The 21,280-nt window shown below is 30.8% G+C and carries 21 protein-coding genes; 6 read left to right on the forward strand and 15 right to left on the reverse strand.

Going from position 1 to position 21,280, the window contains the following annotated elements; translation table 11 throughout:
• Positions 1–16 precede the first annotated feature (16 nt).
• Positions 17–691: an NAD(P)H-dependent oxidoreductase gene (locus tag WG951_RS02530; RefSeq protein ID WP_105048640.1), complete on the reverse strand. Its 675-nt coding sequence runs from the start codon at positions 689–691 to the stop codon at positions 17–19.
• 212 nt (positions 692–903) lie between these two features.
• Here WG951_RS02530 and WG951_RS02535 point away from each other — a divergent pair, with 212 nt between their 5' ends.
• Positions 904–1,785, forward strand: a complete 882-nt coding sequence (locus WG951_RS02535) for an AraC family transcriptional regulator (RefSeq protein WP_105048641.1) — start codon at positions 904–906, stop codon at positions 1,783–1,785.
• Positions 1,786–1,894: 109 nt separating this feature from the next.
• Here the strand turns inward: WG951_RS02535 and WG951_RS02540 are convergent, their stop codons facing one another.
• The 4 genes from WG951_RS02540 to WG951_RS02555 form a co-directional block, all read right to left on the reverse strand.
• Entirely contained in the window at positions 1,895–2,965 is a 1,071-nt protein-coding gene (locus WG951_RS02540) for a peroxidase, FMP-type (RefSeq protein WP_105048642.1), read from the reverse strand.
• A 74-nt stretch (positions 2,966–3,039) separates the two neighbouring features.
• A complete protein-coding gene (locus WG951_RS02545; RefSeq protein WP_105048643.1) occupies positions 3,040–4,788 on the reverse strand; it encodes a flavin monoamine oxidase family protein in 1,749 nt (582 codons plus the stop codon).
• Between the two features lie 12 nt (positions 4,789–4,800).
• The gene (locus tag WG951_RS02550; RefSeq protein ID WP_105048644.1) at positions 4,801–5,970 is read right to left on the reverse strand and encodes an FAD-dependent oxidoreductase; all 1,170 of its coding nucleotides are present in this window, start codon (positions 5,968–5,970) and stop codon (positions 4,801–4,803) included.
• Between the two features lie 372 nt (positions 5,971–6,342).
• A complete protein-coding gene (locus tag WG951_RS02555) occupies positions 6,343–6,771 on the reverse strand; it encodes an MgtC/SapB family protein (protein WP_105048645.1) in 429 nt (142 codons plus the stop codon).
• Between the two features lie 163 nt (positions 6,772–6,934).
• On the opposite strand from WG951_RS02555, the gene WG951_RS02560 reads away from it, so the two are divergent.
• From WG951_RS02560 to WG951_RS02570, 3 genes are read left to right on the forward strand one after another with little or no spacing between them, the layout of a single operon-like run.
• Entirely contained in the window at positions 6,935–7,549 is a 615-nt protein-coding gene (locus tag WG951_RS02560) for a DEAD/DEAH box helicase (protein ID WP_105048646.1), read from the forward strand.
• Positions 7,550–7,601: 52 nt separating this feature from the next.
• Entirely contained in the window at positions 7,602–8,240 is a 639-nt protein-coding gene (locus tag WG951_RS02565) for a thiamine phosphate synthase (protein WP_105048647.1), read from the forward strand.
• A 55-nt stretch (positions 8,241–8,295) separates the two neighbouring features.
• A complete protein-coding gene (locus WG951_RS02570) occupies positions 8,296–9,546 on the forward strand; it encodes a mechanosensitive ion channel family protein (RefSeq protein WP_105048648.1) in 1,251 nt (416 codons plus the stop codon).
• Between the two features lie 93 nt (positions 9,547–9,639).
• On the opposite strand, the gene WG951_RS02575 is transcribed toward WG951_RS02570, so the two are convergent.
• The 8 genes from WG951_RS02575 to WG951_RS02610 form a co-directional block, all read right to left on the reverse strand.
• A complete protein-coding gene (locus WG951_RS02575; RefSeq protein WP_105048649.1) occupies positions 9,640–10,263 on the reverse strand; it encodes a DUF6515 family protein in 624 nt (207 codons plus the stop codon).
• A 232-nt stretch (positions 10,264–10,495) separates the two neighbouring features.
• Entirely contained in the window at positions 10,496–10,798 is a 303-nt protein-coding gene (locus tag WG951_RS02580; protein WP_146105259.1) for a hypothetical protein, read from the reverse strand.
• A 745-nt stretch (positions 10,799–11,543) separates the two neighbouring features.
• Positions 11,544–12,272, reverse strand: coding sequence for a LytR/AlgR family response regulator transcription factor (locus WG951_RS02585; protein WP_105049368.1), 729 nt, complete (start codon positions 12,270–12,272; stop codon positions 11,544–11,546).
• A 3-nt stretch (positions 12,273–12,275) separates the two neighbouring features.
• Positions 12,276–13,316, reverse strand: a complete 1,041-nt coding sequence (locus WG951_RS02590) for a sensor histidine kinase (RefSeq protein WP_245893494.1) — start codon at positions 13,314–13,316, stop codon at positions 12,276–12,278.
• Positions 13,317–13,518: 202 nt separating this feature from the next.
• Positions 13,519–14,739, reverse strand: coding sequence for an ABC transporter permease (locus WG951_RS02595; RefSeq protein WP_105048651.1), 1,221 nt, complete (start codon positions 14,737–14,739; stop codon positions 13,519–13,521).
• A 2-nt stretch (positions 14,740–14,741) separates the two neighbouring features.
• A complete protein-coding gene (locus WG951_RS02600) occupies positions 14,742–15,485 on the reverse strand; it encodes an ABC transporter ATP-binding protein (protein WP_105048652.1) in 744 nt (247 codons plus the stop codon).
• A gap of 6 nt (positions 15,486–15,491) precedes the next feature.
• Positions 15,492–16,694, reverse strand: coding sequence for an efflux RND transporter periplasmic adaptor subunit (locus WG951_RS02605; protein ID WP_105048653.1), 1,203 nt, complete (start codon positions 16,692–16,694; stop codon positions 15,492–15,494).
• 11 nt (positions 16,695–16,705) lie between these two features.
• The gene (locus WG951_RS02610) at positions 16,706–18,037 is read right to left on the reverse strand and encodes a TolC family protein (protein ID WP_105048654.1); all 1,332 of its coding nucleotides are present in this window, start codon (positions 18,035–18,037) and stop codon (positions 16,706–16,708) included.
• 216 nt (positions 18,038–18,253) lie between these two features.
• Here WG951_RS02610 and WG951_RS02615 point away from each other — a divergent pair, with 216 nt between their 5' ends.
• A complete protein-coding gene (locus WG951_RS02615) occupies positions 18,254–18,487 on the forward strand; it encodes a hypothetical protein (protein WP_105048655.1) in 234 nt (77 codons plus the stop codon).
• 339 nt (positions 18,488–18,826) lie between these two features.
• Here WG951_RS02615 and WG951_RS02620 read toward each other — a convergent pair whose 3' ends face one another.
• Together WG951_RS02620 and WG951_RS02625 are read right to left on the reverse strand one after the other, a co-directional pair.
• Complete coding sequence (locus WG951_RS02620; RefSeq protein ID WP_105048656.1) at positions 18,827–19,606, reverse strand: patatin-like phospholipase family protein; 780 nt, start codon at positions 19,604–19,606, stop codon at positions 18,827–18,829.
• Positions 19,607–19,683: 77 nt separating this feature from the next.
• A complete protein-coding gene (locus tag WG951_RS02625; RefSeq protein ID WP_105048657.1) occupies positions 19,684–20,688 on the reverse strand; it encodes an LLM class flavin-dependent oxidoreductase in 1,005 nt (334 codons plus the stop codon).
• A 150-nt stretch (positions 20,689–20,838) separates the two neighbouring features.
• Between WG951_RS02625 and WG951_RS02630 the strand changes: the two genes are divergently transcribed.
• A complete protein-coding gene (locus WG951_RS02630; protein WP_105048658.1) occupies positions 20,839–21,276 on the forward strand; it encodes a TlpA family protein disulfide reductase in 438 nt (145 codons plus the stop codon).
• Positions 21,277–21,280: the final 4 nt, after the last annotated feature.

A 21,280-nucleotide genomic window follows, 5' to 3' on the forward strand; every position in this document is an offset into this window, starting at 1 on the left:
AAATTCTTTTGAAATCTTACTTAAAGGTAACGATATCTTCAAAATTTCTTCTTGATTTACCAAATTCTGGATCTGTTTTTCTATATCCAAAAGCAGTCATAAATGATAAACCATATTTATCAGTATCAATACCAAATTTTTCTTTTAATAATGCTTCTGCTTTTTCTTGATGAAATCCTTCTATAGGGCAAGAATCAATTCCTATTAAAGCTGCGGCAGTCATCATATTACCCAAAGCAATGTAAGTTTGTTTAGAAGACCAATCGAATAATTTTTTGTCTGTATCTAAATCAAAATCACGTTCTTGAAACTCTCTATAAAATTTAGAATACATTTCAATAACCTCTTGTGGTAATTGCTTTACATCTTTCATCATGTGCATAATGTAATCAGCATCGTGTTTTACCATGGGTGCTTTCATACTTAAACCTAGTACAAAATGGCTTGCAGTATCTAATTTTAAAGGTGCTCCCCAAGCTACAGGTTTTAATAATTCACGTAATTCTTTGTCTTGAACAACTACAAAATGCCAAGGTTCAAAACCAAAAGAACTTGGTGATAAACGTGCTGTTTCTAAAATAAATTTTATGTCCTGGTCTGAAACTTTTTTAGTAGCATCAAATTCTTTTGTTGCGTGTCTAAAGTTAAACGCATTAAGGATGTCTTCTTTTGCAATGTTTGGTGTGCTCATGTTTGTTTTTTTAAATTTATTTTTAATTTCCTTAATGAAAAGGAATGATATCTTTTTATCAATTACACTGCAAAGATACATGTACAACCAAGTGTTTATAATGTATTTAAAATGGAAATTAATGTATTTTAAAAGGTTTTTTGTCAATTATACATGAAACACAACTACTTTTTACCTAATTTTACATCAGATTATCATTAATAAAGTACAAAATGCAAATATTAGAAACATATAAACCTTTTGAAATACAAGAGATAGAATTAACAGCATGGAAACAACGGCCTGTTAAAAACAACTTTTTCGAATTGGTTTTAGTAAGATCAGGAGAAGGGACTCAATGCATCAACTATAACGAATACAAGTATAGTAAAGGAAGTATTTTTTTATTACCTCCTTTAAAATGCCATTCTTTTACCATAGAAAAACCTACTAAATTTGTTTTCTTAAAATTTACAGATTCCTTTTTTAAAGATGCAAATCAAATAGCCATAGATAGAAATGAATGGTTTAAAGAAGCGGCTTATGTTTTATCGAACTACAATCAACTACCCGGAGATATTGTTAAAAATGATATCGATAGAACTCATTTAGATCGTTTATTAACCATGATTTTACAGGAATCTCATAATTACGGTAAGGATTCTATCAATCTTATTATCAACTTAATGACCTGTGTTTTAGAAATACTTATTAGAAATATTAATAAAGGTCGTTTTTTTGAACTTCCTAAGCATTCTGATGACCGTATTACCAATATGCTGAATTATATCAATAAAAACATTGACAAAAGTGAACTTTTAAAGGTTGAAAATTTAGCAGATGTTTTTATGATGTCTCCTACTTATGTTAGCGAATTTTTTAAGAAACAAGTAAACATGCCTTTAAGAGAATATATTATAAAAGCGAAACTTAAATTGGTAGAAATTCGTTTGTTAAATTCTAATTTCACCTTAACTCAAATTGCAGAAAATTTAGGTTTTACAGATGTAAGTCACCTTTCTAAAACCTTTAAACGTTATGAAGGAGTATCGATACGTGAGTTTAAAAAAAATGGAGAATACATGCTTTTAAAACGCAGTGCTTGCGCTAGTTAAACACATCAAAACCCTACCAACAATACGCTTACAATAAGCGACTTAACAAATAAAAGATAGTATCCAAAACAACCTTTTGGATACTATCTTTTTTATAAAAACAAAAAGCTTATTTTTTCTTACGTAGTGTATTTATTTGAATATGTGGCCAACGTGTTGCGCCACCATCTGTACCAAATTGAAATTGAAAAAACATAATCTGTTCGTACTGCAATTGAAGAATTTCTTCTCCGTTTTCTACAATCGTTTCAATCCACATTCTCATTTTCATTTCTTGTACAGGAGCAAATCTAGATACAAAAGGATTGTTTAAAACGCCACCTTGTGGACCACCAGTTTCTGTTGTATTCATTTCTATAAAAACATGTTTTTTTACTTCCTGATTTTTAAGTGCATCACGCAATCGTAAATCTGGTCTTACAGAATATGGGTATAAATTATGAGCCAAAATACGCTGTGTATATGCCTTGTTAGAACTTGGTTGCTTTATTGGAATGCTGGTATCATGTACCCAAGCAGGTGCTGGTTTATCTAGATTTATTGGAGCATCTGGCGGTATGTCTGCACCACCCATACTTTGCGAAATGGCTAAAAAACCAGGTTCCCAAGTATTTGTACCTGAAGGAAACACAGGTTTTCCTTCTTTTTCTTCATCTTTTCCGAATAGTAAAATAGTACTACCATGCGGAATTGTACCACTTCTAGAAACGGAATAAGACGATACAAAATTGGGTCCGTTAGCACCATCACCGGGTTTTAATTCAGGTTGACCAATGTCTGTTTTTACAGATTCTACACTCGCAGGATGATTGTATATATCACTCAACCACAAATACATACCATTTTCTGCATGTAGCGGGTTTCCGTTTAAATCGTTAATAGCTGTTTTGTATTCTACTGCTCCTGCAAATTGTTCGTTTGCTCCTCCTCTATTACGTACGCTACCTTTTACCAAAGTAAATGTAAGTTCTTCTGTATAATCTTCACATAAAAAGTGATATTTACCGGGAATGGTTTCTGAGTTAGTACCTGGAGAAGGCATACAAGTAGTATGCAATCCCCAACTCGTAGTGTTGTTATCTGGATTATGATTTACCCAAGTACCTTCTAATTGTTTTAATACTCCATAATCTGCTGGTAATTTTAATACGGCAGGAGAATATTCTTTCTGTTTTGACATCTGTAATAATTTTAGTTTAAATTCTTTATTTGGTTAAATAAATAATCGTTTTAAGATTCCTTTTTTTAGGTAGATTACCAACCTAAATAATAGTTATTAGAAATCCATGTTGGTCTTTTCAATTCAAAATAGCTTTGTAACATTCTTTCTGCAACACAAAATGCACCTTCTACCCAACCTTGTTGATCAGAATATGCCTCACCACAGATATAAATTGATTCTTCTGCTATTGGGTTTCTCATATATTTCATGGTGTTTGCAATATCATAATTTGCTTTCCAAGCATGATAACCACCACCATAAGGATCCATACTCCAGTCTTTATACCAAGTTACATAAGGCATCGGAATTTCTTTGCGTCCATGTAATTCCTTTATCTGATTCATCGCTTCAGAAACCATAACTTGTGTTGCCTGATTTGATAAAAGTCTTTTGCTAAATGCTGTTGCTGCAACTTTATCGGTTGCTTTTGGCTGAAATAATTTTCTAAAGATTCCGCCTTCTCTTTTAGAGTTGGCTAAAGCTTGCCAAAAAGTAACCGTTTGCATATCATTATAACTGCCTAAAAATAAAGAATGACTATCGTTTGGATCTTTACCAAAATAATAACACTGACGTAAAGGTAAATCTGTAATAGAATGACCTGCCATGGTATTAAAATCTGTTCTCCACCACGGATTTTCAAACCCCATTAATATTTTAAGAGAAGGTTCTTTTATTACCGAAGCCATGTTTTTTTGTAATACTTTTTGCGAATCTTGGTTAAAAAAGAAGTTGTTTTGATCTAACAATTCTAAAGATCTACGAGGCATGGCTAGTATAATTTTATTCGCCTTAAGCGTCCAACTACTTTGTGTTTCTTTGTTAAAAAACTCTAACTCGTATTTATAAGTACCCGAAGTTTGCTTTTTAAACGTTACCAAACGATTTCCCATCCAAATATTGGCTCCTTGGTTATTTAAATACCCTTTAGCAATTGCATATGCTATAAGATCGTAACCGCCATCTATTGTTTTGTATTCTGATCCTGCATTAGAAAAATCTCCAACCATATACGGAAAAGCTTCTGCAGCATTCCAATTTATTGTATTAGAAAAATAACCGCCTGCATCTGCCAAAAAAGTATATCCTTCTTGAGATACTCTATCTTTAATTAGGTTCCAAAACCCAATATCATTTACTTTTAACCCATTATAAGGCCCTATAAAATAGTAGATTAATTGGGGTTTAATACTATTCCACTGGCTTCTTGTAATTTTAAAAGTATACTCATATTTACTTGGGTTAGCAACAAGGTTACCATAGTTACTTACAAACCATGGATCTGCCATTAATACATCATAAATAATTTTATTAAATAATTGATCGGCACTGTAGCCTTCATCATTTTTATTTATTATATAATTGGTTTCTAAGACACTACCCTGGTTTTGAGCTTCTTCCCAAGCGTTCATTTTTAAACGCTGTTTTCTAAAATAGCCAAAATGTTGCGAAGCATTTCCCATTGGAAATGGGATGTTATTTAGTTCATCCTTAAATACATTTTCTATTAATGATGTAACAATTTCTTGTGATGTCATATACCGCATACCACCAAGTTCTCCTGTAATACTCATACCGGGTAATTCTACAGATTCTAATCGTCCACCAATACGATCACCCATTTCAAATATTTGTACTTGGTTTGCGGGTAACGGAGTACTTTCATCATTTGTTAGTCGATATGCCGAATATAAACCAGATACTCCGGCACCAATAATAGCAACTTCTATTTCTGTGTTGCTGGGTACATTCGTTTCAAATGTTTGTTTTTTTAAGTTCATTATATTTTATGTTTAGTTAGTAGTTTTATACGTTATTTTAAAATTAGAAATATCATAAGATGTTGTTTCGGTTAAAACTAAGTCTGTAAGGATTTTTCCTATTAAAGGAACAAATTTTGCAGCCCAACCACCTGTGTATACAATGATGTTTTTGTTGTTTGGTATGGAAGGCGGAAGTGTGTCTAAATACAACTCTTCTTTACTATTTTTAACTAAAGTAATTATGCAGGTTGACGTAAATTCTGATTTTGGCGCAAGACCAACCATGTGATCTCTTACCCAAGCTTCATTTAATTCTAAACTTTTTTGACTAGGAATACGGCTTCTCTGTGATGGATCTTGAATAATTACATCCGGAATATCTGGTGCCACACGCACATACCCAGGATGTGCCCAATCTACTTCTGGAAAACCATAGAACAAACTTGTTGCTTGTGGCTTTTGAAAAACAAACCAAGTAGGTAATTTTATATCTTCGGTTATTTTATAATAGGCAGATGACATTTCCCAAATATCAATATCTATTGATAATCCTAAAAACGTTAAAAGTTCATTAATATAAGCTCCAGGAGTAAGTACTAATTTTTCTGTAATAAAATCGACTCCATCTATAGATACAATGATATTTCCGTTTTCTAAGGATTGGATATTAGTTACGGGTGAATGTTCTAATAAAGTTACATTTGGTGCCGATATACATATATTTAGTAGTGCTTTTTGTGTTGCAGCTAAATCTATTATACCACCATCTTTCTGAAAAAATCCATGATAAATTTCTGGAATAGATTTAAAAGGAAATCGATTTTGTATTTGTGAGGCATTTAATTTTTCATACGGAATATCTAATTCATCCATTACTGTCATTGCTGCTCCTATTCCTCCTTCTTGAGAACTTAATGCAGGGTCTCCAAACCACAAAGAACCTACATGATCTATAAGTGTATCTTTTGTTGTTTTTTGTAAATTATTCCAATACGGAATGGAATCTAGCGCTAATTGAGCCATATATTTTTGCGCATATTGCACTCTAAATTGTCTCGATAATCCAGCTGAACTTCCATTCTGATTTATAAAACCATATTTATCTACTAATAAAGTTTGTTTATTAGAATTAGAAAGTTCTGCTGCAGTAGCCAACCCCATTGGTCCACCACCAATAACAATAACATCATATTTTGTCATAGTACTTATGTTTTATAGTTAAATCAAAAAAAAATATTTAATCAATTGATTTTCAATGCGATAAAACTATAAAACAGGAGTCATTAAATTTTACGTATAAATACCCTTTTTTTAAGACCGTTATAAAAACGTGACTTATAATAAGGTGTTTATGAATAAATAATCTGTTAGTTTTTTTTTAAATGAAGTAGTAAAACCATTTAAATTAAGGTTTTACTTTAAGGTATATTACTGATAAATTTACCCCCATAAATTCGAGTTTTATTTTATCAATACTAAAAAAGACAGTAAAATTGTCAGTATTCAATTTGCCTGTTTATTGAATTCTAAATGCTATTTATAAAAGAAGATTCTGGAAAAATGAAACTGTTTTTACTTCATTTTTCGGTCTTTTAGCCAATTATCTAGAGGTGTAATAAAAGAGTTGATAAGAACCACTAATAAAGTACAAATTAAGGTTTCTAAATATAAACCCGTAGCAGCAATGCAACCAATTGCAGCACTACACCAAATGGTGGCTGCAGACCCCAAACCATGTACATTTACACCTTCTCTAAAAATAACACCTGCACCTAAAAAACCAATACCTGTTATTACTTGTGCAATAATTCTTGTAACATCAATTGTTGCATCATCATTTTTTAATATAAATGATAGTAAAACAAAAATAGAAGCACCTGTTGCCACGAGCATATTGGTTTTTAAACCTGCTGATTTTTGATGCCATTGACGCTCAAAACCTATGATTAATCCTGCAAATAATGCCGTAAGAAGACGTATTGTAAAATCTGTAATTGTCATATTAAAAATTAAAACTTAAAGATAAAATATTAATTCCATTTTACACAATATATACTTTAGCTTAAATTCTCTTTTAAAATGCTGCACACAAAGAAATAAGTACATCAATTTAATTGTATCTTTGCCTTCATTTTTATCATAAATAATTACCTTTTTACTAGATATGCCTTTTAAAAAATTACATGCTGATATTAAAGAGATTTTAGAATCTTTAGAAATAACAATACCTACTCCATTTCAGAGTAAAAGTATACCTGTTATAAAAAGTGGTGCAAATATTTATTGTACGGCGCCAAAAGATAGTGGCAAAACAACCACACTTGTATTAACTACTTTACATAAACTAAAATGCCAACAAGTGGGTGTTGCGCCAAGAGCCTTAGTTTTAGTAGAAAACTCAGAAAAAGCATTAGCATTACATGATGAGTTTATAAAACTTAGTAAATATGATGCAGTAAGAGTTTACGCTTGTGATGATAGAGAACATATCGATTTGCTAAAATCTGAAATATTTGAAGGTGTAGACATTTTAATCGCTACACCTAAAACCGTAAATAAATTGCTTTTATTAGAAGGTTTAAATACCACACAATTAAAGATTTTTAATATTGATGATGCTGAGTTTTTAGTTGATAAAACAGCCTATGCTGCAGTAATGGCTATTACACAAAGTATTCATAAATGCCAGTATGTATTGTATTCAGAAAAAATGAATCCGATGTTAAAACGATTCGAAGATTATTTTATGCAATTTGCTAAAGTAGTATCTGTTAAGTAATCTTAAGCAAGTACCTTTTTTTTAATCATTCTTAATTATAAAAACGCACACAATGATTCCTAAATTACATTATATATCTCAAGGAAACACTCCAAAAGAACATATAGAGAACATTCAGAAAGCGTGTTCATCTGGTGCAGAATTGGTACAATTACGCGTAAATGGTGTTTCTGAAAAGAAATATTTAAAATTAGCCAAGGAAGCTAGAGAAATTACCTCTCACTTTCAAACAAGGTTAATTTTAAACAATTATTTTAAAATAGCAAAAGAAGTAAAAGCAGATGGTGTTCATTTAGAAAATATAGATTTTTGTGCAACCACAGCTTTAGAGCATTTATATACGTGGCAAATTGTGGGTGCAACCGCCAACACTTTGCAAGATTGCAAAACCTTACTTAGTAAAAAAGTAGACTATATAACTTTAAGTCCGTTTAGAATTTCATCAGAAAAAAACAATTTACCAACCATTTTAGGTATAGATGGTTTTACGGTAATTTTAGATGCCTTAGAAACCGAACCCCCTATTATTGGTGAAGGAGAAATTACTACAGATGATATTACTGCTATATTAGAAACCGGTATTTCTGGTGTTGCTGTTTCTACTGCAATTACACAAAATTTTGACAGTATTAAAGCGTTTAATCAATTGTTAAGTGCTTCTTCTATAGATGAACAACGCCACACATTTTAATCATTAAAAGGTACTATTTTAAATAGAATAGACTTTCTTTAAAAATTGTACACGCATGAATATTGAACATTTATTATACGATTATTTAGTTACTGAAGGTTTTTCTACAACATGGGCTGCATATATTAATATGTTTACGCTGTTAATTGGCGTACTCATTATTACTTTTATAATCGATTTTGTCATTAAAAAAATCTTAGTACAATTATTTACCCAATTTGCTATTAGGAGTAAAACTAATTTTGATGATTTATTAGTAAAGAACAAAGTACCAAGAAATATAGCACATATTATTCCGTTAATTTTTGCTTTAGAATTTACACCTTTAGTATTTATAGATTTTCAATATATAGAAAACATCATTCAGAAAGGACTAGAGGTTTTTACCATTGTTTTAATACTTTGGATTGTAAGAAGTGTTTTAAACGCGCTTAAAGACTACCTAAAAACCGTACCTCGTTTAAAAGATAAGCCCATAGATAGCTACATACAGGTGTTTATGATTTTTTCTTGGATTTTCGGAATCTTATCTGCTTTTGCAATAATTACCGGCATCGAGTTTATTAAATTTATTACCACTATTGGAGCTGCATCGGCAGTTATTCTTTTAATTTTTAAGGATACCATTTTAGGTTTTGTTGCCAGCATTCAGGTTTCTATTAATGATATGGTACGAATTGGAGATTGGATAACCTTTGAAAAATACGGTGCAGATGGAGATGTTATCGAAATTAATTTATCAACCGTAAAGGTTCAAAATTTTGATAAAACAATTACCACAATCCCTACTTATGCGTTAATTTCTGATTCTTTTAAAAATTGGAGAGGAATGACAGACGCAGATGGTAGACGAATAAAAAGATCGTTAAATATTAATATGGATAGTATTCATCATTTATCACCTGAAGAGGTAAATGAATTGAAAAAAATTCAGTCTATTACCACTTATTTAGAAACACGTCAAGCTAATATTGATGAGTATAATCAAAAAAATAACATCAATAAAGAATTGCTTTTAAATGGTAGAAACCTTACCAATATTGGTGTTTTTAGAAAATATATAGAAACTTATATAGAAAATCATTCTGGTACTAATAATGACATGATGATTATGGTACGTCAATTAGCTCCCGGAACACAAGGAATTCCTATAGAAATTTATGCTTTTAGTAATGACAAACGTTGGAAAAATTACGAGTACATTATGTCTGATATTTTTGATCATGTAATTGCCTCTGTTCCTTATTTTAATTTAGAAATTTTTGAATTGCCTAATAGTTCTAATTTTAACAATTCTAAAAAATAGTTCATCTATTTTAGTGGAGTCTATTATTTTAAAACATAAAAAAAGGAGTATAATTAAAAATTATACTCCTTTTTTCGAATCAATTTACGGGTATTAATCCATATCTATAACCCCCACTACTTCATAAGCTCTTGTGCCATCTACTTGTACTTTTTCGTATAAAATATTTGCGTATTCATAATAGGTTTGTCCGTCTATTACTACTTTTTCATAATCTTTTGGCAACTCATATACAACTGTACCCACTTCTGGCTCTACTACCTCGTATTCATTATTTACATGTATGTAAAAAGTACCATTTACATTATAATAGTTGTAATTGTTAAACCTAATTCTTTTATAGTTTGTTGGTAAAACTCTAACTCTAAAGCCAATTTTTGGAGCTATCACAATATAACGACCTCTAGCTTGTGTGTAATATCTATTGTTTGCATAGTAATAATTTTGATTTTTATATTTTACTACAGTTTTATTAGGAATGCTTCTTACAGAAACCACTTTTTTGGTTGGTTTTTTATACGTTACATTTTTACTTGCAATTCGTTTACTAGAAGTACCTTTTTTAGCTGTTGTGGTTCTGGTTATTGTTGTAGTTCTGGTTGTTTTTACCGGTGTTTTTTTGGTTGTTGTAGTTCTACGTGTTTGTGCAGAAATACTTGTTGCAACAGCAACTATAAATAACGATGGTAATACAAATGATTTTATAAATGCTTTCATAATTTTAGTGTTTTAAATTAAACTTTGTTTACTATACTAATAAGACCAACTAATACCATTAGGGTTTAATTTTTTTTTTAGCATATAGACAAATGCCATTATTATATCTATAAACAGTATTATTTTATAGACAACACGGGGTTTGTTTTACAAAGAGTTTCTCTTTATTTGATAGCAAAAAAAAAGACATACTTTTAAAAGTATGTCTTTTTAGCCACTAACATTTATTTTATTATTTCAATAATGCTAATAAACCTGTTAATTCAGTAAGGTTTAAACTAGCATCACTATCTGTATCTAAAACATTAAAGTTTTCTGCTACAGAGCCTATCGCTTCTGTAGAACTAATAGCTTGGTCTTTATTAATATCTAGTAATGCAAAAAGGCTAGAAATTTGTTGTACTGTAGAGTTTGAACTTAAAGAACTAAGTAAAGTTGCAGCTTGTTTAATGTTTGATGCAGACCCTATATTTTTAATACTATTGCAACTAAACATTGTAGTTACTAAAAGTAATGATAATGCGACTTTCTTCATGATTTTGTGTTTATTATTTTATGTTTTCGTAAATGTAGTTTTAACCTTTAGGTTGATAAAATGAAATAGACAAACACAGCGCATTTACCTCTTAATTAAGTGAATTGATAGATGAAAAATTAAGCATTATTTATTTTAACAAGCATATTGTTTTTTTGAATATCACTTAAATCAATTAAATTTCCTCTTATTTTACGAAATAGTTTCATACTTATATTTTAATAAAGGAATTCTTAAAGTGTTCAAAAATTAAGATTGATATTTTCAAATTCGAATGCATATTAATAGAAAGATGTAGTTTGGAATGACAAGTGTGAATTGGAATAATACTGTTAGATTCTACACACAACTTGTCATTCCGACAAAGGAGGAATCTCATAAGGAACCTAAAATGTTCCCCTGATGATGTGATTCCTCAATACCTCGCAATGACAATTAAGGGTTTTAACGGATGCTGATATTAGAAAGTATAGAAATAAATAATTCAGAATCTAAAAACCGACCTACTTTTAAATTTCGTTATAATTCAAGTTTTATGGAATGGCTAGTGTCCAAAGAACGCAGTGGTCTGGACACGTGAATGGAATAAAACGTAGCATTGTAGAAATTTAAAATAAATCTAGATTTTTTGTTTCGTTTTTCATCAATGGAAAAATGAAAAGAAAGTTATTACACAGAGTTTCACAGAGAAAAAACAAAGATTCACGGAGTTAAAAATAAACACTCACAATTGTATGGTAATTCATTACAAAGAATTATTATTCACAAACTCCAAAAACTTAGGTTTGTATTGTTCAGAAACCGTAATCCGTTGGTTGTTGATAATAATTTGACTACGCTCTATAACCTCTACATTTTTTAGTGAAATAATAAAAGAACGATGCACTCGCATAAAATTAGTTTCCGGTAATTCTTCTTCTAAAGACTTTAAACTCATAAGCGTTAAAATAGCTTTTGGGTTATCTTTTACCCATATTTTTATATAATCTTTTAAGCCTTCAAAATACAAGACATCTGCCAATTTAATGCGCAATTGTTTGTATTCAGACTTTACAAATAGAAACTCTTTTTCTTCAGAAACCATCTTATGCTGTTTTCCTTTTACCAACTCAAACCACGTATTTGCCTTATTAGCAGCAGCTAAAAACTCTGCATAGTCAAAAGGTTTTAAAAGGTAATCTAAAGCTTCTACTTTAAAACCTTCTAATGCGTATTGATCAAAAGCAGTAGTAAAAATAACACGAGTTTCTTTAGGTAACATTTTAGAAAATTCAATACCTGTTAAATCGGGCATTTGAATGTCTAAAAACAACAAATCTACAGGCTCATTTTTAATAAACTCCATGGCTTCAATGGCGCTACTACACTTCTTTTTTAGCACTAGAAAAGGTGTTTTTTCTACATAACTTTCCACTAAATTAAGTGCCATAGGTTCATCATCTACAATAACACAAGATATTTTTAAGTTTCTCATCATTTAATTGGTTTCAATTTCTAATTCCGCTACAAAACGATTGTTAGTTACAGCCGTTTTAAAACTATTTTTATTTGGATATAATAATTCTAAACGTTTTTCTATATTAGGTATCCCAATGCCAGAGCCACTCTTATCATCTATCTTTTTTGGAAAATTTTCATTTTCTATCACAAACATTACTTTTTTATTATTACAAGTCATGTTGATTTCAATTGTACCTGATTTACTTGCAGATACCCCATGTTTAAAAGCATTTTCTATTAATGATATAAATAATAAAGGGGCAATTTTTACCCCTGTTTCTTCTGATGGAAAATGATAATTTACTTTAGTTTTATCAGAAACACGTAGTTTCATTAAATCGATATATTTTTTCATAAAGTCTATTTCTTTAGATAAAGAAATGGATTCTTCATTTGTTTCGTACAACATATAACGCATTAACTTACTTAAACTGTGTATCGATTTTTTAGCCTGATCCGGCGAAATATCAACCAAAGCATAAATATTATTTAAGGAGTTAAAAAAGAAATGTGGTTGCAGTTGATAACGCAAATGTTCTATTTCTGATTTGAGTTTAAAATTAATTGCTTCTTTGCGTTCTGCTTCTGTTTTAATCCACCTTTTTGTAGATTTTAAGGCTATAGAAAAGAATAATGGAGCAAGATAAGACAGCACTTGTATGTATATAGCCATTTTAAACGGAGGCTGTACTCTATTGGTGTTTTCAATACGTTTTTTAGCAATATTCTGAATATAATTATCTTCAATATATTCTTTTAAAAATAAGAAAAACACAATCATTATTGTGTTTATCACAATAAAGTACACCATTTTTTTAGGAAACAAAAAACGATCTACCAACACAAAATAATTCGTGTAAAATATAATTGCAGAAAACACTAACGGAATCCAAAAATGTGCAATTACTCTATTAAATTCTTGTTCTTGTCCGTAAGACAATAAATAAGGCAAACAGACTAGTGTTAACCAAACAAGTAAATGTGATAAGATTGTTATTGTTTTATTCTTGTACATCATTTTTTATTTTGATAAAGTAGCTTCTAAAATATTTATAAAACCGCCTACTCTATTAACACCAATTGTTTTAAAATTATTGAATCAAACAAATCTTTAATATATTTTGCAAAAAGATTTGTAATAATTTTATATAATGGATGTATCCTTTTTATATCTTTAAAAGGTATTAATATAATTCTATAATAAATTACAGCAACCATTTTTACTCATAACGCAAAGCAGTTATAGGATCTAAAGCCGATGCTTTTCTGGCAGGATACCATCCAAAGAAAATACCTGTTACAGCACAAACGGCAAAAGAAATAATAATAGAATATAACGCAACGCTTGTAGGCCAATTTAAGAATTTTTCTATAAATACTGTGGAGGCAAGCCCTAAAATTACTCCTAATAATCCACCTGTAATACTTATTAAAATAGCTTCTATTAAAAACTGCATTAAAATATCTGCTCCCTTTGCTCCTACTGCCATTCGTAAACCAATTTCTTTGGTACGTTCTTTTACAGACACATACATAATATTCATAATTCCGATACCACCAATTAATAACGAAATACCTGCAACTGCAACCAATAAAATGGTTAACATTTCACTGGTAGAACTAAAGGTAGAAATTAACTCTTCCATAGAGCGTACATGAAAATCGTCTTCTTCTGTAGCTGTTATTTTATGTTGTGCTCGTAAAATTTCTGAAACTTGTAGAACCGCTTCAGGTGCTTTGTCTTCACTAACAGCAGATGCTACAATAGATTCTAAATGGGTAATTGCTAAAATTCTTTTTTGTACTGTTGTATAGGGAGCAATTACAACATCATCTTGATCTTGACCAAACGTATTTTCTCCTTTTTCTTCTAAAACACCAATTACTTTAAATGGTATATTGTTAAACCGAATCATTTTACCCACAGGCTCTTCTCCGTCAGGAAACACGTTATCTACTACTGTTTGCCCTATTAAAGCTACTTTTGCGGCTGTTTTTACTTCGGCATCAGTAAACATACTTCCACTTTGTAAATCGACTACTTTAATTTTTAAATAATCTTGATTTACCCCATAAATAGTACTTGGCCAATTATTTGAACCACTAATAACTTGTCCGCCTCCATTAACCAAAGGTGTTATATAAGTCAATAAGTTTGCTTGCTCCTTAATAGCATAATAATCATTAAGTTTTAATGTTTCCATTGCACTTCTATCTTGTTTAACACCTCCTCTAACATCAGATCCTGGTCTAACAGTAATCATGTTAGAACCCATGGCAGAAATAGTGGTTCTAATACTTTCTTTAGAGCCTTCACCAATGGCCAACATGGTAATTACCGAAGCCACACCAATGATAATACCTAACATGGTTAATAGGGTTCTTGTTTTATTAAGAACAATGGCTTTAAATGCGATTTTTAATAAATTTAATAGTCTCATAATTAATCGTCTTGTTTAGGTAATTTAGCTAATTCTACTGCTGCAGATTGAATATTATCATTTTGATAATCTTTAATAACATGTCCGTCTTTTAGTATAATAGTTCTGTTACTAAAAGTGGCAATATCTGGCTCATGTGTTACAAAAGTGATCGTAATACCTTGTTTATTCAACTCTTGAAATAAGGACATAATTTCGTAAGACGTTCTAGTATCTAAGTTTCCTGTAGCTTCATCAGCTAGAATCATTACAGGGTTATTTACCAAAGATCTAGCAATAGCCACACGCTGCTGCTGTCCTCCAGAAAGTTGAGAAGGTGTATGATCCATTCGTTCTCCTAAACCAACCATTTTTAAGGCTTTTATAGCACGCTCTCTTCGTTCTTCTGTAGAAACTTTACTATTGTATAATAACGGCAACTCTACGTTTTCTATGGCAGATGTTCTTGCCAATAAATTGTAGGATTGAAAAATAAAACCTATTTTTTCATTTCTAATGGTTGCCAATTCGTTTCTAGATAAATCTTTCACTTTTACCCCATCAATCTCATAAATACCAGAAGTTGGCTGGTCTAAACACCCTAAGATATTTAACATAGTACTTTTACCAGAACCACTAGATCCCATAATTGTAACAAATTCGCCTTCTTTTATGGTAAATGAGATTCCTCCAAGTGCATGCACTGTTTCGGTTCCCATGGTAAACTCACGTTTTAAATCTTCTATTTTAATGATTTCTTTACTCATGGCTCTTTATTTTTTCTTCCCTCCGGGACGTTGTGGCATAAACGGACTTTCGTTAGTTCCTTCTTTTTTTGATGCTGCTTTGCTAATTCCGCTTAAACTATACACAAGTTTATCTCCTTCAGACACTCCGCTTAATAATTGCACATGTACGCCATCACTTGCACCGAGACTTACTACTTTTTTAGTAATGGCTCCGTTATTTTCCAATACCCAAAGTGTTGTTTCCGATTTAGATAATTTATTGTTATTTGCTTCTAATTGATGTTGTAAATTATACGTTGCTAAGATTTCTCTTTCTGGTTTAAAGTTAATGGCTTTTGCTTCTGCGGTTAATACATCTTTTAACTCTAAAGTAAAAATAGAAATGGTTGCTGTTAAACCTGGTTTTAGTTTTAAATCTGGATTATCTGCTTTAATTACAACCGTATACGTTACTACATTTGAAGTAACAGTTGGGTCTAGTCTTACTTGTGTTACAATACCTTCAAAAGTTTCACCAATGTAAGCATCTACTGTAAATTCTACTCTTTGCCCCTCTTTAACTTGCCCAATATCTGCTTCATCTACATCTGCTTCTACTTGCATTTCTTTTAAATCTTGTGCAATGGTAAATAACGTAGGCGTACTTAAACTTGCCGCAACCGTTTGTCCTTCATCAATTGCTCTAGACAATACAACTCCGTCTATAGGCGAATATATATTTGCATATCCTAAATTGGTTTTTGCCTGTTGCAAATCAGAATAACGTTGTGTTACTGTCCCTTTTGCCGTTTGATAATTGTAAGTTGCCTCATCAAAATCTGCTTTACTAATTACTTGATTGTCAAACAAAGATTTTTGTCTGTCATAAATCGTTTTTAAGTAATTTCTTTGACTTACCGCATTGTCATACGCTGCTTGTGCTTGTGTTTTAGAGGCATTTAAATTGGTTTTATCCAACTCTGCAATTAACTGTCCTTCTTTAACAACACTGTTATAATCTACATAAATTTTTTCTACAACTCCAGACACTTGTGTCCCTATTTCTACTTGTGTAATAGGTTCTATGGTTCCGGTAGCAGTAACCATAGTTGTTACATTTTCCTTTTTAGCTAGCACTGTTTTTGCTTCTATAAGCATAGTATCTTCACCTTTTATAAAAGAATATCCTACAATCGCAAGTACAACAACTGCAAGGCTAATGATGATTATGTTTTTATTTTTTTTCATGATGTTTTTAATTAAAGTTTGATATCGTTTCCTTGATAAAATTGTAATAATTGATGGTATAAAATATTTAAGTATTTAGATTGTAAATAGTTTTGTTGTGCAATGGTAAATGTGTTTTGACTAATCACTAAATCTGTAGTACTTAAAGCGCCTAATTCGTATTTTTTTTGTGCCAGCTTATAACTTTGTTCTGCTGCTACTTTAGAGGCTTCTGCTGCCACAACTTGCTCTTGTGCAGACATTGCATTTTGATATGCAGTTTCTACCTTTTTATATACTTCTTTTTCTGTAGACAACTTTTGTATTTCTGCTTTTTCTATGTTGATGGTTGCCGTTTGTACTGCAGATTTTGTTTGGTTTCTATTAAAAATCGGTATCGTTAATGACAACCCTAATTTCTGATTGAAATTAACATCAAACTGATCTGAAAATGTATTGGTATTGATGCTTGTATATCCAGAACCTAAACTTCCTGATAAAGACAAGGTTGGTAAAAAACCTCCTTTTGCAATGTCTAACTCTTTTTTACTTGCTTCAATACTTAAATTGCTCGATTGAATTTCTGGTAAAATGCCCAAGGCTTTTTGATACACATCTACCTTATTTAATTCCAAGTTTACCAAATCCATATTTTCATTAATAGTTTCAATCTCTAAATCTTCTATTGGTGATAATTCTAGTAACTGTTTTAATGCAATGATGTATTGGTTATAATCTTTTTTAGCCGAAATAACATTGTATTTATTGGTTGCAGCCTGACTTTGAGCTTCGGTATAATCGCTTAAAGCAATGGTACCTGCATCTAAACGAGACTTGGCTCTTACTACTTCTTGTTCTGAAGCTGCCAAGTTGTTTTGTGCAATTGCAATACTTTCTTTGCTATACAATGTTTGTAAATACGTCTCTAAAATATTTAAGACAATGTTGTTTTCTGCTACTTCTGCTTCAAATACACTTTTATCAAATAAAATTTTATTTTGTGCTATTTGATTGTTGATTTGATTTCCCTGAAAAAGTGTCATAGAACTATTAATCCCCACATTTGTACTATGTATTTGATCTGTTACATAACTACTTGTAATTGGGTCAATGGTATTTCCGTTAGAGAAACTTTGAGAAGCACTTCCAAATAAATTTGGCAATCGAGATGATTTTGCTTTGCTATAATCTATTTCGGCAATACTTTTAGTAAGTGCAGCATCTTTAACCGTAATATTATTTTCTAACGCATAATCTATACAGTCTTGTAAAGACCATATTTTATGAGTTGCGGTAATAGCAGCCTCTTGTGCAAAAGAAAACTGCACAAATAATAAGCCTGCTATGAGTATATATAATTTCATTTTTATCAGTGTTTTAAATTAACACTTCAAAGGTGAAACTATATACTATCATATAAGAATGGAATAGACGTTTGGCGGAATTGACTATACGAAAGCCGTTTTTTTATGGATGGGGATTTTATGATACTACAAATACCATTTCCTTAAAGATCATCTAAGCAACAAACGAAAAAATTAAATTGAAAATTTTGTACCTTTGATAAAAAGTACAATAAAATGAATTTAGAAGCTCGAAAAATAGAATTTGTACAAGAATTTTTAAAACTTCAAAGTGAAGATGTTATTTCTCGTCTCGAAAAAATGTTAAGAAAAGAAAAAGATAATTCGGAACAAAGAATATTTGAACCAATGTCTGAAGCAGAACTTAATAAACGAATTGACCAATCGGAAGCTGATTTTAAAAATAATCGATTTAAAAGCAGTTCTGAACTTTTAGCGAAATACGAATAATGAACTTTAAAATTATTTGGTCTGAATTTGCAGAAATGCAACTTGACGAAATCTATGAATATTATGTAACTAAAGCTGGTAACTTGTAAAAGAACGTATTAACGAATCCAAAAAGTTAATAGAATCACCGCAAATTGGACAAGTAGAAGAATACTTAAAACAGCGAAAAATAGAATATCGATATTTAGTTTTTAAAAACTACAAACTAATTTATTCTATTGACAAAGAAAATGGTTTTATAAAAATTACTGACATTTTTGATACTCGTCAAAATTCTATAAAAATAAAACGAACAAAATAAAGTCCTTTTTAATACATCCTTTATCATAATTTTATAGATTACAAGGTTGTATTCAAATACTCTTTTCCTAGGTTGTAAATTTTCTCTGAATCTTTATTATCCAATCCAGAATATTCAGACAACGGAAAACTAATAGTAACTTTTGTATTTGCAAACTTAAAATTTTCTGCTGCATGTGCTTTTAAATAAGATGCATGTGCAATTACTTTTAAGGTTGTATTTAGTTGTTGGGGTGTTTTTACATCAGGTTCTCCTACATAACTACCAATAATTGGAAATTCTGATTTTTGAAATGGTTTCATTGGAAAATTATCTAAAATTCCTCCATCAGAATACAAAGTTTTATTGATGATAATAGGGCTAAAAATACCAGGAATAGCACAAGATGCCAACACTGGTTTTAATAATTTACCTTTACTAAAGTAACGAGGTTTGCCACTTTGCATGTTAGAAGCAGCTACATAAATAGGGATTTCTAAATCGCTAAATTTATTTTTTATCTTGTTTTCAATAATCGATTTAAATAAAAAAGTGTCAAAAAGCCCTGCTTTTGTAATGCTTAAAAAAGAAAACTTAAAAAGACTCGTTCTTTTAAAAATCTCTAAAATTTCTTGCGTAGAAATCCCAGAAGCATATAAAGAGGCTACCAAAGCGCCACCACTACTCCCAGAAATTGCATTAATTTTTAAACCCAATTCTTCTATCTTTTCTATCAATGCCAAATGTGCGGCACATTTAATGCCTCCGCCTGATAAAACTAAATTTACCGGTGTTTTTACATTTAATTTATAAAGTTTGGCACTGTTATTTTTAAGCACTAGATTCTTTTTTAATCTCTAAAACACAGGTAAATATACTTCTTAAAAAAATCGAAAACTATTATTAGTCAAAAAAATTAATTTAACTCTTTCATTATTTCTGCAAATAACTCATAAGAATGTACTCTATCTTTTATATCATAAATATTAGTTACTGCAATCAATTCATCTGCTTCGGTTTGTTCTAAAAACTCTTTTACTTGTGCTTTTACGGTTGCTTTACTTCCTATAAAAGAATATTTAAGCATTTGATGTACCTGCGGATTTTGTAATATCTCTTTATAATATTCCGTCATTTCTGTAGGTGGTTGTACAAAATCTCTTTTTCCTGTAAATAAACCTACAATCATCCGAATTAATGAGGTTGATAAATTGGCTGCCTCTTCATCTGTATCGGCAATAATAATATTTACCCCTACAATGGTATACGGTTTTTGTAAAACATCCGAAGGTTTAAATTCTTTACGATAAATAGCCAAAGCATCCCACAAATGGGCGGTTGCAAAATGACTCGCAAATGCATAAGGCAATCCTTTTTTGGCCGCTAAATGTGCACTATCTGTACTAGAACCTAAAACATAAAGCGGCACGTTTACTCCTTCTGCAACGGTAGCACGTACTTTTGCATCTTTATTTTCTACTGAAAAATACGTTTGAATCTTTTCTATTTCCTGCGGAAAAGATTGTGCCGCTTGCATAAAGTCCGATCGTATGGCTTGCGCAGTTTCTCTGTCTGTTCCGGGTGCTCTACCCAAACCTAAATCTATTCTATCGGGATACAAAGTACCTAATGTACCAAATTGTTCTGCAACAATTAAAGGAGAATGATTGGGTAACATAACGCCTCCAGAACCAATACGAAGCGTTTTAGTGCCTTGTGCAGCATACCCAATTAAAATAGAAGTAGCAATACTACCAATATTTGTAGAATTATGATGTTCTGCCAACCAGTAACGTGTGTACCCAAATGTTTCGGCATTTTGTGCCAATTCTAATACATTATTAAAGGTTTCTTTTAAAGTATGATCTTTAGAAACCAAGGCAAGATCTAAAATAGAATACGCTGTATTTTGAGTTTTCATAATACTTTTAATCAATAATTTATGAGAAATATAAAGTCTTTTTTACCCTAACAAAATTACAGAAAGCAGTACGTTTTTAAGGTAATATTTTGTTAATAATAAACAACGAAACCTTAAATTTGTATATCACTCTAAAAGCCAAAAATATAGATGCATAGTTTTATAAAATCGATACCTGTTTTAGATTTAGATGAAGTTCCGGTAGATTTAATGACTGCTTATAAAAATAAAGTTTTACTATTGATTATTTATAACAACGATTGTTTGGGGTGTACAGGACGTGCCATTCCATTGGCTTATGATTTTCATCAGAAATTTCCATCAATTCAAGTGGCGGGTATTCATGCCGATTTTATAAACAGAGAAGGAAATAAAAAGAATATTAAAAGTATTTTTACGAGTGGCGAGAATCCTTTTCCTATTTATATTGATAAAAACCACAAAGTTTACGATCAATTTAAAGCAGAAGGAACGCCACAGTGGCTATTAATTACTGAAAAAGGAGAATTATATCGTTCTATTTTCGGGTCGCAAGAAAACGCTGCAAATCGGTTATTTTATGCGCTAGAAAGTTTGGTTGATAAATAAGTTA

Source organism: Polaribacter butkevichii, assembly GCF_038024105.1.
GTDB classification, from domain to species: Bacteria; Bacteroidota; Bacteroidia; order Flavobacteriales; family Flavobacteriaceae; genus Polaribacter; species Polaribacter butkevichii.